The following is a 17,610-nucleotide window of genomic DNA, read 5'->3' as shown; positions in this document are numbered from 1 at the left end:
ACTTAATCACTATCTGATTAGTCATTGAGTTGATAAGGACTTGTAACTGTTACCTATAATCTGATATTATCTATAATAATCTCCGATTATCTGTTTTATGTTACTAGGATTCAAAACTGAGTTGAAACCCACAAATCAACAAAAAACATTACTGGCCAAACAGGCTGGTGTGGCTCGTCATGCCTGTAATTGGGGATTATGGCTGACGAGAAACATCCTTAATCACAATTCTATTAATCCTGATAGCAAAATTAAATTTCCTACTGCTATTGACTTGGCCTTTGCTTTTGGTAGCAATGGTTAAACCTCAAAACTATTGGTACTATAAAGTGTCTAAAACAGCACCTCAATATGCTTTGAGATATTTGTCATCATCTTGAAAGCGTTACTTTAAGAAAGTCTCTGGTTAGCCTAAATTAAAGAAAAAAGGCAAAGATGATAGTTTTCCTAGGTCATGCTACGCAAACACTTTAGATGGTTCAATACCCACCCCCATCCCCTCCTGGGAGGGGAGCAAGAGAGGTGGGTCAGATAAAATTACCTAGAATTGAATGGGTTAAAACTTTTGAAATATTGCCAGATAATGTCAATCTGTCGTCTGTAACTATTAGTAGAAAAGCTAACCGCTGGTTCATTAGTTTCAAGATCAAAACAGAATCGTTTGTTCAATTGCGAACACTGCAATTTTAGCTGCGATCAAGACTTGTTTGCGTTTGCGTAGCATCCCGTAGGGAAGCATTCCGTAGGAAATGCAGCGTTAAATTTAGCTATGGGGGGCAGTAAGAGCTACGCTCCGCGTTCCGCGAAGTCCGTGTCAGCTTGTGGACTGGATAACGCCGACGTTGCCAGGTAGAAGCAAGAATAGAACAGATAACTATAGATTATCATATATCTCTAAGAACGGCAACATGAAGTTTACAAAATTCAGGAGTCATTTTCTATGTTAACTGCAGCTAAACCTGAGTTTCTCAAAGCTTATTGGGACAATTCTTTCGATCTGAAAAACCACATCCAGGAGTTTTTGCAGATAGATCGACATACCCTTGAGACTCGAATTCAGGAAAGTAATCAAGCTATGACTAAGTTGGGACAAAACTTTGATTGGGAAATGGCAATCGAATTTTATCGAGACCAAGTCGGAGCAACCTATATCTTAGAGTTAGCAGCGTGGCATTTAAAAAGCTGTGATTATATCGGTAATATGCTACATTTAATTGCTGATTTTGCTAAAGGTCGGGTTTTGGATTTTGGTGGGGGGATTGGAACACATTCCTTTGCGGCTGCTTTGTGTCCAAATGTTACCGAAGTTCAGTACTTAGATGTAAATCCGATTAACTGCAATTTTGTTCTGGAGCGCTCCGAAAAATTAGGGTTATCTGACAAAATTCAAGTCACATCAAAATTGGAAATTGATAACTCATTTGACACAATTATGTGTTTTGATGTCATGGAACATTTACCAGACCCAATATCACAGTTAATTGAGTTTCATAAACTTCTGAGTTCTGATGGAAAATTACTAATTAATTGGTATTTTTCTAAGGGTTTTGGCAACGAATATCCTTTTCATTTAGATGATACAGCCATTGTGAAATATTTTTTTCAAACGCTACAATCGCATTTTTTAGAAGTATTTCACCCCCATTTAATCACAACCAGATGTTATCAAAAATTGTGAAGTATTTAAAGAAGTATCTATCTATAAAATATTCCTTAATATCTAAAGGAATCGGGATAATTTAATATATTGAGAGCTTCATATAACCTGGATTTGTTCTAATTTGACTCAGACTCTAATGTTGCTCAATGATTTTCTTGTCTGTTTTATCCCACATTCCGCACGTCATTTTGCAGCATTAAAAGTAGTATGTAAATCCGTAGCTTTGTAAGTATTTATACTATGCAAATCATCTCAATTACTTTTTTCGTCGATCAAATTCTGAGTAAAAAATTTACGCATAAATACTTGCTTGATTAATGACTCAATCACGGCAGCTATGATTTTCTTCTAAAATTCTGTCTCCTGTCTCCTGTCTCCTGACTCCTGATTCTATACTACATTTTGTTGTGCGGAATGTAGGTTTTATGTTCCCTTTGATAATTTAGGCAAAAAAAATGGCAGCTACTCAAGCTAACCCCTTACGATTATTATTTGCTTCTACACCTGTGGGAGCTATTGGTTCAGGTACTGGAGGTGGAGTCGAATTCACATTACAAAATATTGCCCAAGAAATGATTCTCAGAGGACACAAGGTAGATATAGTTGCGCCACAGGGTTCTATAACTAAAGTAGATTGTCCCATTATTGAAATTACCGGAGAGCTGCAAGTTAGTATTCAGCAATTAAATCGTGATACTCCCATTTCAATAATCCCTAAATCTGTGCTTACCAGAATGTGGGAGTTTATTGGAAAAGAGCAAAATAATTACGATTTGATTGTTAACTTTGCTTATGACTGGCTTCCCTTTTATTTATCTCTATTTTTGAATGTCCCTATTGCCCATCTGGTAAGTATGGGTTCTCTGTCAAAGGCAATGGATGAGATTATAGAAAAAACCAGTATTAGTTTTCCTGGTACTATTGCTGTTCACACAAAAACTCAGGCAGAAACTTTCCCATTTGCTAGTAGATGTCGAATTGTGGGAAATGGTATTGACTTAAAAGACTACCAATACTGCGATAAACCAGATAATTACTTGGTTTGGGTAGCGCGTATTTCTCCTGAAAAAGGATTGGAAGATGCTGTTGAGGCGACAAAAAATACTGGTATTCCCTTGAAAATAATGGGTTTGCTTCAGGATAAGTCTTACTGGGAGAGTATCCAGCAAAATTATCCTGATGCGCCAGTAGAATATTTGGGTTTTCTCCCAGTTAAGGAAATGCAGTTAGTACTGCGGCGCAGTCGAGGGTACTTAATGACCCATCGATGGAGTGAAGCATTTGGCATGACTGCCATTCAATCATTAGCTTGTGGTGTGCCTGTAATTACCTATAATAAGGGAGGCCCTGCTGAAATTGTGCGTCACGGCCAAACAGGTTGGCTAGTTGAGTCTGGTAATCTAGTGGAATTGGTAAAAGCAATTAACAATCTTGACAAACTTGATCGTTTAGCTTGTCGGCAACAAGCGGAAGCTGAATATTCTATTCAAGTTTATGGAAATCGTATGGAAAATTGGTTCTACGATATTCTGGCTCAGACTAGCTATTCGCTGAGGAGTTAGGAGTTATATCAAATTCGGTTGAATACTTATTATATAGTTGGTAGAGATGGGGGGGTGGGGAGATGGGGAGGTGGGGAGATTGAATATTGAAGTAATTATAGAATTATGAACATACACTGTATAACTGGATTCTATATCAGGAGAAAGAAAGAATTTGAATAGCATGAATTTTTAAATTCCTATTCAGTAGAAAATCTGTATTAATGGTACTTAGACATTTTTTCCACCAAAAAATGACTGTTTGCGCAGCATTCCGCAGGAAAATTCGGTCTAGATAAGGGAATTACGTCGATGGGATAAAAATGACTGTTTGCGCAGCATGACCTAGGAAAACCCTGACAGTTAAGGATTTATATCATGTCCGGTAGCATCGGTCTTGTATAGTAAATAGGCAACAGCTCCGGAAGGCAAGAAAAAAACTTAAATTTCCTGCAAATATCCATGCCAACTTTTACACAAACGATTGCCTTCGGACATGATATTATACCTCTTTGACGTGAAACCCTGTGCCTATATATATTTGATATCAGTTCCCATGGATTAATCCTATACTGAGGTAAAACTTCAAGTATTAAGTAATTAACGTCGGTCGAATAACTTTTTTGCCAATTAGCAACCCAGTTAATGTTAATTATTCTTATGTTTAATTTTCTCCGACTCCCCCAACTACCGCTCCTGGGAGGGGTTATACCAAGTCCCATGCATTATTCTATACTTGGACAAGACTTCAGTTCTTAACTAATTAGCACAAGTAAAATCACTTTTTTAATAATTTCACCTAAGTTCATGTTAATTATTCTTGTGTTTGCTTCTCCCCCACTCCCCCACTCCACCACTTCCCCTTCCCCTCCCAGGAGGGGCGAGGGGTGGGTCCCCTGCTCAAGAAAATGTAGAAAAGTTTTTGAGAAATGATATTATACCAATTAAAAAAAAGAATGTTACGAATAGTAATGGCGCGTCAAGCTGAAAATGATGTATTAAATTTTTTAGTATAATTCTTGCTATGACAAGGTTTGGAGAATTTTCCTAAAACACTATTTCAAGCTTGACGCGCCAGTAAGAGGAATAAAAAGACTTTATAGGATATACCCTTTGACAAAAAGGATGATTTCCGACCTAAAAAATGGTATTGAAGCCATTCATTCTGTACGTCGCCAATCCGACGACTCCCCTACCTGACTCCTGACTTCCTCTCCTGGGAGCAGTAGGGGTAAGTTGACTCCTAAGAAATATCCTAGCTATTTGTAGCAAACATTTATCAATTTGCTCTTAGGGTTAAGTCCCCAGCTAAATAAAATGTAGAAAAGTTTTTGAGAAATGGTATGAGATTATTTTATGAATCTGTTTTGTTTAAGTCCCATTAAGAGGAAGTAATTTTGCGATTACTGTATAAAAGGATTTTATATTATACCAATTTGAAAAAAGAATACTATACTTAGGTGAAACTTCAATTATTAAGTGATTAATACCAGAAAATAACTTTTTTGATAATTAGCACCCTAGTTAGTCCTAATTAATCTTGTGTTTACTTTTCCCTCATTCCCCTACTCAAGAAATAGTAACAAAGATTTCTCAAATTGGTATTACTCCCTATTGTTCCAGGAATTACAAATTCAAGTATTGGAGTTCGGAGGATGTCACACTAACCCAAATATATTGCCAATAAACCACCCGTAGAATAGGAAAAATATTAATCCTTCCCAACGAGTTACTTGTTTATCTTGAGTGACAAAAAAGAACATAATTGTTCCTGCTAATAAAACCAATAATCCACCACCAATAACATCTTCAGGAATTACTAAATTGCCTGTTAATCTTGGTATTCCCATTACTACTAATGAGTTAAAAATATTAGAACCTAAGACATTTCCTACGGCAATTTCAGGGTTCCCTTTTTTAGCAGCAGAAATTGTAACTATTAACTCTGGCAATGATGTACCAAGGGCAACTGCACTTAAAGCAATTAATTCCTTAGCAATATTGAGTATTTCAGAAATTTTAGTAACTGATTCAATTGTATAGGTTGCCCCCAAAAAGACAAATAATGAACTAGCAATCACAATGGCTATTTGTTTGGTTGGTAAAGTTTTCTTTGAGTTTCTATTTCCATCTTTTTCTAACTCTTGTTCTTCCTTACCACTACTAATAGTGTATAAAACATAGATAACATATCCCAAGATACAAATAATAGCTTCATTTTTAGAAAAATTATTATCTAAAACTGTTAAACCTAATAAAAAAGCTGAACCAACAAATAGTGGTAAATCTACATTAATTAGTTCATATTGTATCCTTAAAGGACTACTTATCAATGATGCAGTACCAATAATCAAGAAAATATTAGCAATATTGGAACCAACGACATTACCAAAAACAATTTCAGAGGAGTTTTGGTATACAGCGATAATAGATGATACTAACTCTGGTAAAGAGGTTCCTACTGATACTATTGTTACCCCTACTAAAAAAGGAGAAATTCCTAAAGATATACCTATTTTTTCTGCTGCATCTGTAAAGAAGTCAGAAGCTTTAATCAGAACGAATAAGCTGACTATAAATATTACGATCCAGATAATTAAGTTTGGCATTAGTTTCTTCTTTCCATTTACATATATTTGTCGCCAATCCAAATTGAAGCTTTAGTGAGTATTTTTGTAAGCAAATAGTCGTCAGTTATCAGCTATTGTTTTTGAACTTGATTTAAAGCCTATATTAAGGAATCTTATTAAGCTAGAATATAGTCATAATAAAATCTGACAAAAGCAGGTTCCTTTGACCTTAAAGTCTATATTCATTTAAACACTTCCGTAAGCATTCAGCTATCAGCTTCATTCCCTTGAATTATATAAGTTAAAAACTCAAAACAAATCTTTCTTGTGCTTAAATTGATAGGTAAAAATTTAGTACAAGTTAAACGAATTTTTATTTCATTCATTCAAAAGCTGTTTGCGCAGCATGACCTAGGAATAGCTGACCGCTAATAGCTAAATGCTTACCGAATAATTAATAATTAAATAATTCTGATTTAAAGCCTCCCCTTTTAAGGAGAAAAAAGCGGTCGATCTTCGCAGCTTCCCGAAGGGTGGGATGGCGAGGTCTCCTCGCCATATCCAATCGACCAAGAAAAGAAATAATATTTCCTTATATTCAATTCCGTAACGGTTTTAACCAGAGGTAATTATCAATTATCCATTATCCATTATCCATTAATTAAGTATGTTTAAGATAGAAGTTGACATATCTTCCATGATCGAATGCTTTAACTATTTGATAGTTTACTGCTGCTAAAAATTTCCTAAAATCCTTGATATTATTTTTGGCAACTTCAACTAACATATCAGGTTGATAGCTAGATATCAAATTTTTTGCTCCTTCCAAAACATCTATTTCTTTGCCCTGTACATCAATTTTGATGAAGTCTACTTTTTCAGTAATTATTTCATCTAAAGGAAAAACTACTAATTCTTGAGCATTGATGATTTCATTGTCAATTTCTGTTAAAAATAAATCTTTAGCAGGATGTTCTTTTATGAAAGATTTACCACGATTTTTAGCAATAGCGTAGCCTAATTTAGATAAGTCAATATTGCCGACTTGGTTAATTGATATATGCCTCTTCAAAGCTGCAATAATTTCTGGATGAAATTCTATGGGAATGATTTTTGCTGGCTGAATAAATTTGGCAAAGTAGACTAAATGATTCCCTGTATTTGCTCCAATATCAACTATAACTGGATTTAATGATTTTAAGTTTTGTCTGATCGACTCTAACTGGGCTAATTCATAAAAATTACCACCAACATGAGCAATTTCTACTGCTAGATTTTTTCCTGTTATTTCAAATTTTATGGGGGTGTTTTGATAATTGAATGAAACTAGATTGTCTCTTTTGAGTAACTTATCAACTAAAGTTAACCAAACTTTAGCTACTTGATAATTAGGATTAATTTCTAATGCTTGACTAAATTCTGATTTAGCTTCCAAAAGTTTATCTTGTCTAATTAATAAATTACCGATCGCTTGATGAGCTTGAAAACTTTTGGGCGATATTTCTAAGGCACGATGAAAGTAATTTAGTGCTTCATCAAATTTGCCTTGTTGAACTAGACTATTACCAATATTTCCATAAAATTCTAGGGCAGAATCTGGTTTGAGTTCTGCTAATTTTTGCCAATAGATAATAGCTTCGTCTAATTGATTTAATTCTTGTGTAATTTTGGCTAAGAGATAAAGTAGAGATATATTGTTTGGCTCTATGGAAAAAGCATATTTATAGAATTGACTTGCTTCATCTAGTTTGCCCTGGTTTTGCTCTATTAAACCTAAGTTAATTAGGGTGGGTACATGATTACTATCAGACTTGAGTATGTCAATATATATTGACTCTGCTTCTTTTAGTTTTCCCTCTTTTTGCAGATTTATAGCTTTTTGGAAATCTTGATTTATATCTGTCATTGTTAGTTTTTTTTGATTATTTTTTTTTATTTTAAACAGAAATTACTGTTGTTAAAGCAAATCAAAATATTAGTATATATTTTAATCTATTAGCTTTTATACCATTTTCTTTAATAAGGCAGAAGGCAGAAAGAAAAATTGCATGAGTATTCAACCCGCCACATAAAAGATAAATGTTTGCTACAAATACTTAAGGTGTTTTTAGTAGTCAGTTAGGGGAACTGTCGGATTAAAGAAGTACGGCAAGCATTAGTCAGGAGAAATAAAATCTATTCTTTTAGTCAAATAGATAAATAATTTAGCACCAGAGAAAAAAATTTGAAGCCTTTAACCCTATTCTCTATTCTCTTTTTCTCAATAGACATCTCCAATAATAAAAAATCCAATCAATTATTGCACTCTTATTTATTAATTCTTTCCCCCCCCTACTCCCTACTCCCTCTTTTATGGAGATGTCTAACTAAATGTCGCGAGGGCTCTCCCTTTATAATCTCTGATTTAACGGGAGGGGAATCACGACCTGTAAAGTAACAAGAATTATGCTATAATTAATCTAATCAGGAATAGCGGTAATACGCACCTAATTGCAGAACCGAGACAGCTCGAGAGCTGGTGTTCAACTGGTGAAGTCAAGCGTAATTTCCGATTTGTCGGTAAAATCTTGAAGGTAGCTAGGTGAGTACAGAACTGGACAGTACAAAACGGCGGTGGGTCTCATCGTTGCAGCCTGTGGAGCTTAAGAGGATGCTCAACCTTTGTTCGCGCAGCGTTGCGCAAGCATTGCAGGAAGCCCTTTTCCGTGAGGGAGAGAAGCCCTAGTTATAGCGCTAGCTTAACGAGGGATAACGTCACAAACTAAACGAATATTCCTATATTTTTATCTAATAAAAAAACTTGGTACATTATACAACGATTGGTCGAATATACAAATAATTAATAAATTTTTTCTAATTGACGAAAATCACGTTCTACCTCAGACCAGAGGGCACGGTTGTGGGGATCTGTTTTGAGTGCTTTCTTTAAATAGTTTCTAGCTTTATCCAGTTGTCCTTCTCCAATGAGGTGACGTGCCCAACGTTGATAGGCGATCGCTTGCCATTGTCGTATTTCCCAATCTTGAGGGATTCTTTGAGCCAAACCTTCTACTAGAGCGATCGCTCGAGGATATCTTTTATATTTTAATAATTGCTGTAAATGTAAATAATAATTTTGCTTCAGTTGTTTTTCTGCTTCCGATAAGTGGGATTTACTTTTCTGTTGATTCGACTTACGAGTTACTTTAACTTTTGTTTGCTTTGAGGGTGAAGTTTGTGGAGATTTAGTTTCTGGTTTTGAATTATTTTTTGTTGATTTGACAGTATAATTGTATGGTAATTCTGTTTGAGTAGGAGCAATTTTCAACAAGATTTTGTAAGCTTCTGTAACTGCAATAAATTTATCTTTAGCTTGCCGGTCGGGGTTAACATCTGGATGATATAGCCGTGCTAGTCGTCGATAAGAAGCCTTAACTTCTCCTAAACTAGCTCCTATATTTAACCCTAATTGTCGATAATAATCTCCAATATCCATATCTTTTTTACAGAAAATAAAGTAGGGTGAATATTAAGTAGTTGTGTAAAATCAATTACACATTAATTTTGGGCATTCTCAAGAATTTAGACAAATTTTTTTTCAATCTATATTTGCCTACCTACTTAATTCACCCTACTACTATAGCGCTACGCGCAAGTCAGAAGTCAGAAGTTATACTTGACCTACTTTGAACTACTTGGTGCGCGTTCCCTCTCTTAGTCGGCGTTCCCATGGCGAGGAAACCCGCTTTTGCAGAGCCGCTGCGCTTTATACGTTGCCAAGCAAAACGCTAGGTTCCGACCGCTTGGGACTGTCATTGTCCCGGGGTCGTATCCGCATTTATAAATGTCCGCGCCCTATTTGAGTAGTGCTATAATTATTAGTTTTGACGTTCGTCAATTACTTGGTCAATTAAACCATACTCTTTTGCTTCTTCAGCAGACATAAAATAGTCTCGATCAGTATCTTTTTCTATCTTTTCTAAAGATTGACCAGTACATTCTACGAGCATATTATTTAACTGCGATCTAACACGCAAAATTTCCTTAGCTTCTATTTCAATATCTGTTGCTTGGCCACGAGTACCCCCCATTGGTTGGTGAATCATAATTCTGGAATTGGGCAAAGCTAGTCTTTTACCTTTCGTACCAGCAGCTAATAGAAAAGAACCCATGGAAGCAGCTAAACCCAAACAGATAGTAATTACATCTGCCTTAATATACTGCATAGTATCGTATATGGCCAAACCTGCAGTTACAGAGCCACCTGGAGAGTTAATATAAAGATAAATGGGCTTATTTGGGTCATCAGAATCTAGATACAACATATAGGCTACAATTCTATTAGCTAGCCCATCTGTAACTTCTTGACCGAGAAAGATAATTCTTTCCTGACCAAGACGGGTGTAGATATCTATCCATCTCTCATACTGACTGCCAGGAAGACGATAAGGAACGCTAGGAACACCTATAGGCATAATTTTTTTGACCTTTAATTTTTTTGATTTTATTGAGAACTTAAACAGCAGCGGGTAGTGGTTTTGGTAGTTCTTTTCTACTTTCTAAAACTTGGTCTATTAGACCATATTCTTTAGCTATTTCGGGTGTCATATAGAGCATTCTATCTGTATCTTTTGCAATCTTTTCTACTGATTGCCCCGTATTTCTAGCAAGAATATTTAAAAAAGTTGTCTTATTAGCTAAAACTTCTTTTGCCCTAATTGAAATATCTGTTGCTTGACCTCTAGCTCCTGTTTTAGCTTGATTAAGAACTATGGTAGCATGAGGTAAACTTGCCCTATATCCTTTTGTTCCTGCCGACAAAATCATTGCTGCTGTACCCATAGCTTGACCAATACATATTGTATGAATTGGTGGTTTAACGTAACTCATGGTGTCACAAATAGCAAATGCTTCTGTTTCAAAACCAATTGCGTCTCCTGTATACCAAGAAGTACCAGTAGAATTGATATAAAAATAAATTGGTTTTTCTGGATTATCAAATTGTAGATAAAGTAGTTGAGCAATAATTAATTGAGTAACATCAATGCCTACATTTCTTTTTACTTCATCTGATGAAAATAGTGGTAACCCTAAATAAACGATTCGTTCTTTTAACATTAAAGATTCTAAATCAGGGGGTGGTGTACGAAAAGAGGTGTCTCCGTAGTAACTCCCTGCTTGAACTGCTTTTATTTGTGAGTTCATTAGATAATTCCTAACATTGATTGTACTATCTTTAAATTATGTTAGCGTGTTGTAGCGTTATTGTAGCGGGTATGATTGATATTAGCCATTTTTTTTAATTCAGTTATAATACTCTGAAATATCATTAACAAAACCAAGTTTTTTTGTCTAGGTGTGGATTTCACCATAATTATTTGGCAAAAATGGCGTACTTACTATTAATTATATTAATTATTAATTGATTGACATACTCCCAGCATCATAATCAAAGATTATGATGCGGGATTCTCATCATTGATGATTCTACGTTCATCAAGACAACTTAGAGGTCGCAATATTGCTATCACGCTCTCCAGAGGTCGGACTCTCCCGTAGCGTTTGGGCTTTTGACCCCAGTTTCCGTTAGCGCAGCTCCTCTGTAAGAGGCGTGCCCCTCGGTACTGTTTACTATCGCTCCTAATATTTCTAATCCCTTTGCCAAAATGTTCTTTGCAGCGTTGTGGTCTCTATGAGCAATATACCCACAATGGGGACATTTATGAGTCCTCACTGATAATGATTTCTTAACTGTTTGACCACAATTTGAACAATTTTGAGATGTGAAATGTGGAGGTACTGAAACACAGACAATTCCATGTAATTTAGCGTAATAATTAAGCCATTCTGTGAACTGATACCACGAAGCATCAGATATAGACTTAGCTAAATTATGGTTTTTAACTAGGTTAGCAATCTTTAAATCTGCCTTCGGCGCGCCGCTCCGCGTCTAGACTACCAAATCGTGAGATTGAATTAACGCCCTTGCAGTCTTTACTGCATAGTCTTTACGCTGTCTACTGATTTTGAGATTTGCCCGCCCTAGTTGCTTTCTGGCTTTGTGATAATTATTTGACTGAGGTTTACCTAGTTGATGGCGACGTGATAATCGACGCTGTAGTTTATTAAGTCGTTTTTCTGACTTTCTCAGATATTTAGGATTTTCAACAGCATTTCCATTACTGTCAGTATAGAAAGCGTTTAAACCTAAATCAATTCCTACTGTATTACCAAAAAATGAGGGTATGTGCCTCCCCTTTTAAGGGGATGAAAAAAATATTTAGTTCAGTATTTCAAGCCTCCGACTTCAGTCGGAGGTTCACTGATAACTGATAACTGATAACTGATAACTGAAATGACCCTCAAAGTTATGAGTTTCTTTTCTCTCTACGTTGACCAAGAATTGGCAATAATAACCGTGACTCCCTTCTCACAACTCTAACACGACTTATTTGTTGTTGAGAATACCAGACTAAATCCCTGGTTGTCCATAGTTCAAATACACCAGCTTTAAAACCATCTATAAACTCAATTTTCTTTCTGTCAGTCGATAGTTTATAGCCAGTATTTTTGTACTCTACAGAACGAGTGAATTTTTTGTTTGCGCAGCATTCCGAAGGAAATTTTGGATAACCCTTCTTTCCTGGTAAGTTCTGTCTACAATTACGATAAAATCGTTGTATTGATTGCCATGTTCTATCGGCTGACGCTTGTCTGGCTTGAGAGTTGAGTTTCTTAGCCCAAGGAAAATTTTTATCCTTTGCTAGTACAGCACAAAGTTTTTGTAAGTCGTTACGCTTGACGTTTTTATTATCCATCCAATAGCGCAAACAACTGTTTCTGATGAACTGACCAGCGAGAATCATTTCATCTAGAACTTTGTACTGATTTTGACTGCCTTTTAATTTGGCTTCAATTACTAGCACTCGTTGTGATTAACTCCTTGTAAAATAAGATTATTATAACTAAGTTTACCTAAAATATCTGCTGGATAAACTGTTAAGATTTGTAGATAATTATGGCATCCTTGGGGTAGCATGACCAACGGAAACCACAATTATCGTTGTCACCATTCATCTCCCGGTAAATTAAAGATTATACCGGGAGCCTTCTGTCGTTTTTTAGGTAATATACTTAGCATAGATTGGGTTTCTTGGTCTATATCTAGACTCGACTGTCATTAACTTTATTAAGAAACCTAATTTTTATGTATTCATATCGAAATTTTTCCCTATATTTGTGTATATATCCTTAAATAAGTAGTAGTAAAATTTCTAGTATATCTATGAAAGTTAATCTACATTCGGTTCTTAACGATACCAATATTGATGCCACTCAATCTTCATCTCAACGTCAACTGGCCATATCTATTTCAGCTCTAGCTGATGAGCTAGAAAGAACTGTACCACTAAACCTATGTTTGATTTTAGACCATAGTGGTTCTATGGAAGGAAGGCCACTGGAAACTGTAAAACAAGCAGCAGGACAACTTGTAGATAAATTGAAGGAGGGCGATCGCCTTTCAGTTGTGGCTTTTGACCATAGAGCTAAGGTGATTGTTTCTAATCAAGTTATTAATGACCCTGGTAGTATTAAGCGCGAGATTAACAGATTAAGATCCTCTGGTGGTACAGCTATTGATGAGGGTTTGAAGTTAGGAATAGAAGAGTTAGATAAAGGCCAAAAGGATGCTATTTCCCAGGCTTTTATATTAACTGATGGGGAAAATGAGCATGGGGATAATGACCGTTGTCTTAAATTAGCAAAGTTGGCTACTGACTATAGTATGACTTTAAATTCTCTAGGGTTTGGTGATGATTGGAATCAAGATGTTCTGGAAAAAATAGCTGATGCAGGTGGGGGGACTCTTGCTTATATTCAACGTCCAGAACAGGCAATAGAGGAATTTGGTAGACTGTTTAACCGGATTCAATCTGTGGGACTTACTAATTCTTATTTGCGATTATCCCTGATGCCTAGAGTTAGATTAGCAGAACTTAAACCTATTGCACAAGTTGCACCAGATACTATTGAATTGCCCGTACAAAAAGAGAACGACCGCTTTATGGTCAGACTGGGAGATTTAATGAAAGATGTAGAAAGAGTAGTTCTAGTTAATCTTTATATTGGGCAATTACCTGAAGGAAAACAGGCGATCGTCCAATTACAAGTTCGTTATGATGACCCTGCTCAAAGTAAAGAAGATTTACTTTCTGAACCTATATTAGTTGAAGCTAATGTTACGCAAAAATATCAGCCTCAAATTAATTCGGAAGTACAAAATCATATTTTAGCTTTAGCAAAATATAGGCAAACTCAAATAGCTGAAACAAAATTGCAACAAGGCGATCGAGCGGGTGCTGCTACAATGTTACAAACTGCTGCTAAAACAGCATTACAAATGGGAGATACAGGAGCAGCAACTGTTTTACAAACCAGTGCGACTCGTTTACAAGATGGAGAGGAACTTTCTGAATCAGACCGGAAAAAAACTAGAATTGTCTCCAAAACAATTTTAAAGTAAAGGATACTTTTTGATTAGTTCAGCCAGGGAATTTTTCCCTGGTAAATAATTAAATTTTATCTAGATAACTATAATCTTAAATAATTAAGCTTTAAAGCCTCTGTCTGGCTGTGCCACGAGCTGTCACTCTACAAGTATAAACAAGATAAATTTTTCCTTTTGGTCAATCCTTTTGTTTTCAATTAGATTCAATCAAAACATCTAGTTCTTCCATCTATAATTCCCATAACTTCTCTATCAGTTTCTCACATATGATTCCTAATTACTATATATAACTATTATTTGCTGAATATTCATCAAACCACTAAAATAATAATTAAAAATTTAAATTTATTTAAAAATTTAGCGTTGACTTATTTTTAGATGAAATAGTAACAATTGAAATGTCAAGTTCTCAGTGTCTTGTTATCTAAAACCCATATGTATTTAATTAAAGTCGCCAACCCCTATACAGTACTTTGCATAACAATTAAGTACAATGCTCAAATCAAAGCAATAAGCAAAGATAAAAATGAAACCTTATTATTTACTCAATGCTGTTACTGTAACAATTAGTCGTGCAAAAGGCTTTCATTAATTGATAATGGATAATGGATAATTGATAATTGATAATTACCTCTGGTTAAAACCGTCCTTGATTGAATATCAGGAGATATTATTTCTTTTCTCTTGGTCGATTGGATATGGCTCCGAGACCTCGCCATCCCACCCTACGGGAAGCTACGCTAACGACCACTTTTTCCCCTATCCAAGGGGAGGCTTTAAACCAGAATTATTTAATTATTAATTATTAATTATTAATTATTCGGTAAGTTTTAATCTGGAAGTAAAAATAGTTTTACAACTAAGTATGAATTGGATTTTTTTACAAGGGAAAGAATGGTTTCAAAACTTATCTAGAGCATTAACAACTCCACTTTTTTATATTGGAGATAATCATCTTTCTATAAGTGCTATTGTCAGACTAATTCTATTAGGTGTAGCAGTCTTAATTATTGCTCGTACTATTGGAGAAGGAATCAAGAGATTACTACTAACTCGTATGGGTTTAGACCGAGGTAATCGAGAAGCGATCGCTTCAGTTATTATCTATATACTTGCCACTTTAGGTATTTTAATTGTTTTACAAAGAGCTGGTATAGATCTGAGAACCATTACAGTTTTAGCAGGGGTTTTAGGTATTGGACTTGGCTTCGGATTACAAAATCTTGCTAGTAACTTTATTAGTGGTTTAACACTTTTATTTGAACAGCCTATTAAGGTAGGAGATTTTATTGAAGTAGACAATTTATTAGGAACAGTAGAAAATATTTCTATTAGGTCTACAATTGTGCGTACTCTTGACGGCATATTTGTAATTGTACCTAATATAAAATTTGTAGAAAATAATATTATTAACTGGAGCTATAAAGATCCTAGAAGTCGTCTTCATATGCCAGTTGGAGTTGCTTATGGTAGTGACCCACTGTTAGTAACGGAAGCATTATTAGCTGCTGCTCGGGCAGAAACGAGTGTATTAAATCGTCCTTCTCCTAAAGTATGGTTTAAAGGTTTTGGTGATAGTTCTTTAGATTTTGAGTTATTAGTTTGGATTGACCATCCTCAAGATAGCGATATAATTCAAAGTTCTTTGAATTTTTTAATTGAGCATGAATTGACTCAGCAGGATATAGTTATTCCCTTTCCTCAGAGAGATTTATGGTTAAAAAATCCACAAGATTTGAGTAGCTTATTTAACAGTAGTATTGTTACGAATACTAGCGAAAGTAAAGTTTTTTCTCAAAATGGTGTTTCTTCTGAGCAAAAACAGAGCAGTATTCAACCTAAAATTAAAAAATCAGCATTAAAATCACCCAATAATTGGACTTTGCGAGACCTACTCAGAAGAGTCACTTATTTTGAAAGTCTTACGGATTTAAAACTCAGAAAATTAATAGAATATGGTTATAGACAGTTATTTCCTCAAGGGCAAATTATATTTAGAGAAAATGATGTTGGAGATTCTTTTTACATTATTCTTTCTGGTGCTATTGAGGTAATTTCTGAAAAAACTGGTAAATATATTGCGACTCTTCACGAAGGAGAATTTTTTGGTGAAATGTCTTTGTTATTGGGTTCTCCTCGTACCGCTACAGTAAAAACTCTTGAAGATTCAATTTTATTTGTAATAGAGCAACATGATTTGCAAAGATTATTAGAAGAATCTCCTAGTTTAGCTACTGATATTTCTCGAAAGCTTTGTGAACGCCGACAGGCATTACAAGAATTAGGATTACTTGATCGTAGTTCTTCAGAAAATACTCCCTTTACTAGGATTAGAAATCGGATTCAAACTCTTTTTGGTATTTAATTGACATCCTCCCGACGCTGCTCTCACGAGACAGCGCGGGATTCCTTAACATCACTGTTAGGGACTTTCTGTTTCTGCCGCACCCGCATAAACGAGATTTACTCTCAGATGGTCTAAAGGCGCGCTCCACAGACAAGTCAGCGCCGCCAAAGGGGGTCTCCCCCATGAGCGACTGGCGCTGACACTGCTCCTCCCGCAGCCTTCGAGCGTGGGCGTTCCCTCTCTTGGTCGGCGTTCCACAAGCGAGCTGGCGTCGTCGCGGGTTCCGACCGCTTGCGCCTGTCGGCGGCGCGGGGTCTGACCGCTTGCGTCTTATATCATGTCCGAAGGCAATCGTTTGTGTAAAAGTTAGCGTGGATATCTACAGGAAATTTAAGTTTTTTCTTGCCTGTTGCCTGTTGCCTGTTGCCTGTTGCCTATTTACTATACAAGACCGATGCTACCGGACATGATATTACGCACCCCGCGGGTTCCCATCCGCAAAATATTTATACTTGCATTTATGTCTCGATCATGGTGAGTTGCACATTCAGGACAATCCCACTCTCTCACGCTTAGAGGTAATTTTCCTACTACATGACCACAATTAGAACAACGCTTAGAACTGGGAAAATACCTGTCAATCTTGACTAATTCCCGTCCATACCATTCGGCCTTGTATTCTAACTGTCTGACTAACTCTGCCCAGTTGGCATCACTTATTGCTTTGGCTAACTTATGGTCTGTTGGTGCGCGTTCCGCAAGCGAGCTGGCGTGGTCGCGGGGTCGCACCGCTTTTTGACCATATTCTTTACGGCTATTTCCTCAACCACAACAGTTTGATTTTCGGGCGATTAATTGAGTAGGCGCGCTTATGGGCGTAATCAAGCCTTGAATCTTTAATTTTTGCGTGTATCCTGGCTACTTTTAGTCTAGCCTTTTGGTAGTTATTAGATCCTTTAGTTTTTCTAGATAAAGACTTCCCTGCTAACCTAAGTTTCTTGTGT

The 17,610-nt window shown here is 36.0% G+C and carries 11 protein-coding genes and 2 pseudogenes; 5 read left to right on the top strand and 8 right to left on the bottom strand.

Annotated elements, in window-relative coordinates:
- Positions 1–97 precede the first annotated feature (97 nt).
- The 3 genes from F6K23_RS28455 (at position 98) to F6K23_RS28445 (ending at position 3,222) form a co-directional block, all read left to right on the top strand.
- Positions 98–304: a helix-turn-helix domain-containing protein gene (locus tag F6K23_RS28455; RefSeq protein ID WP_293162027.1), complete on the top strand. Its 207-nt coding sequence runs from the start codon at positions 98–100 to the stop codon at positions 302–304.
- A 636-nt stretch (positions 305–940) separates the two neighbouring features.
- Positions 941–1,678, top strand: coding sequence for a bifunctional 2-polyprenyl-6-hydroxyphenol methylase/3-demethylubiquinol 3-O-methyltransferase UbiG (locus F6K23_RS28450; RefSeq protein WP_293162026.1), 738 nt, complete (start codon positions 941–943; stop codon positions 1,676–1,678).
- Positions 1,679–2,115: 437 nt separating this feature from the next.
- Entirely contained in the window at positions 2,116–3,222 is a 1,107-nt protein-coding gene (locus tag F6K23_RS28445; RefSeq protein ID WP_293162024.1) for a glycosyltransferase family 4 protein, read from the top strand.
- 1,637 nt (positions 3,223–4,859) lie between these two features.
- On the opposite strand, the gene F6K23_RS28440 is transcribed toward F6K23_RS28445, so the two are convergent.
- The 7 genes and pseudogenes from F6K23_RS28440 to F6K23_RS28410 all read right to left on the bottom strand — a co-directional run bounded on the left by F6K23_RS28440 (position 4,860) and on the right by F6K23_RS28410 (position 12,676).
- On the bottom strand, positions 4,860–5,810 hold the full coding sequence (locus tag F6K23_RS28440) for a calcium/sodium antiporter (RefSeq protein WP_293162022.1): 951 nt from the start codon (positions 5,808–5,810) through the stop codon (positions 4,860–4,862).
- Between the two features lie 622 nt (positions 5,811–6,432).
- The gene (locus F6K23_RS28435) at positions 6,433–7,677 is read right to left on the bottom strand and encodes an FkbM family methyltransferase (RefSeq protein WP_293162020.1); all 1,245 of its coding nucleotides are present in this window, start codon (positions 7,675–7,677) and stop codon (positions 6,433–6,435) included.
- 933 nt (positions 7,678–8,610) lie between these two features.
- Positions 8,611–9,246 carry a DnaJ domain-containing protein gene (locus F6K23_RS28430; RefSeq protein WP_293162018.1) on the bottom strand — a complete coding sequence of 212 codons (636 nt, stop codon included), beginning with the start codon at positions 9,244–9,246 and terminating at the stop codon, positions 8,611–8,613.
- 382 nt (positions 9,247–9,628) lie between these two features.
- Entirely contained in the window at positions 9,629–10,225 is a 597-nt protein-coding gene (locus F6K23_RS28425; protein ID WP_293081746.1) for an ATP-dependent Clp protease proteolytic subunit, read from the bottom strand.
- A 40-nt stretch (positions 10,226–10,265) separates the two neighbouring features.
- Positions 10,266–10,955, bottom strand: a complete 690-nt coding sequence (locus F6K23_RS28420; protein ID WP_293162016.1) for an ATP-dependent Clp protease proteolytic subunit — start codon at positions 10,953–10,955, stop codon at positions 10,266–10,268.
- A 322-nt stretch (positions 10,956–11,277) separates the two neighbouring features.
- Positions 11,278–11,982: pseudogene (locus F6K23_RS28415) on the bottom strand (RNA-guided endonuclease InsQ/TnpB family protein); the annotation flags it as partial.
- A gap of 136 nt (positions 11,983–12,118) precedes the next feature.
- The gene (locus F6K23_RS28410; protein WP_293162014.1) at positions 12,119–12,676 is read right to left on the bottom strand and encodes a hypothetical protein; all 558 of its coding nucleotides are present in this window, start codon (positions 12,674–12,676) and stop codon (positions 12,119–12,121) included.
- Between the two features lie 359 nt (positions 12,677–13,035).
- Between F6K23_RS28410 and F6K23_RS28405 the strand changes: the two genes are divergently transcribed.
- On the top strand, positions 13,036–14,274 hold the full coding sequence (locus tag F6K23_RS28405) for a VWA domain-containing protein (protein WP_293162012.1): 1,239 nt from the start codon (positions 13,036–13,038) through the stop codon (positions 14,272–14,274).
- Between the two features lie 850 nt (positions 14,275–15,124).
- Positions 15,125–16,624: a cyclic nucleotide-binding domain-containing protein gene (locus F6K23_RS28400; RefSeq protein WP_293162010.1), complete on the top strand. Its 1,500-nt coding sequence runs from the start codon at positions 15,125–15,127 to the stop codon at positions 16,622–16,624.
- A 471-nt stretch (positions 16,625–17,095) separates the two neighbouring features.
- On the opposite strand, the pseudogene F6K23_RS28395 reads toward F6K23_RS28400, so the two are convergent.
- A pseudogene (locus F6K23_RS28395) lies at positions 17,096–17,610 on the bottom strand (RNA-guided endonuclease TnpB family protein); the annotation flags it as partial.

It is taken from the genome of Okeania sp. SIO2C9 (genome assembly GCF_010672455.1).
GTDB lineage: Bacteria > Cyanobacteriota > Cyanobacteriia > Cyanobacteriales > Microcoleaceae > Okeania.
This window is presented reverse-complemented; position numbering and strand designations above follow the sequence as displayed.

Coding starts and splice junctions, on each gene's coding strand:
- F6K23_RS28455 (WP_293162027.1), top strand. CDS start 98: ATGTTACTAGGATTCAAAACTGAGTTGAAACCCACAAATCAACAAAAA.
- F6K23_RS28450 (WP_293162026.1), top strand. CDS start 941: ATGTTAACTGCAGCTAAACCTGAGTTTCTCAAAGCTTATTGGGACAAT.
- F6K23_RS28445 (WP_293162024.1), top strand. CDS start 2,116: ATGGCAGCTACTCAAGCTAACCCCTTACGATTATTATTTGCTTCTACA.
- F6K23_RS28440 (WP_293162022.1), bottom strand. CDS start 5,810: ATGCCAAACTTAATTATCTGGATCGTAATATTTATAGTCAGCTTATTC.
- F6K23_RS28435 (WP_293162020.1), bottom strand. CDS start 7,677: ATGACAGATATAAATCAAGATTTCCAAAAAGCTATAAATCTGCAAAAA.
- F6K23_RS28430 (WP_293162018.1), bottom strand. CDS start 9,246: ATGGATATTGGAGATTATTATCGACAATTAGGGTTAAATATAGGAGCT.
- F6K23_RS28425 (WP_293081746.1), bottom strand. CDS start 10,225: ATGCCTATAGGTGTTCCTAGCGTTCCTTATCGTCTTCCTGGCAGTCAG.
- F6K23_RS28420 (WP_293162016.1), bottom strand. CDS start 10,955: ATGAACTCACAAATAAAAGCAGTTCAAGCAGGGAGTTACTACGGAGAC.
- F6K23_RS28405 (WP_293162012.1), top strand. CDS start 13,036: ATGAAAGTTAATCTACATTCGGTTCTTAACGATACCAATATTGATGCC.
- F6K23_RS28400 (WP_293162010.1), top strand. CDS start 15,125: ATGAATTGGATTTTTTTACAAGGGAAAGAATGGTTTCAAAACTTATCT.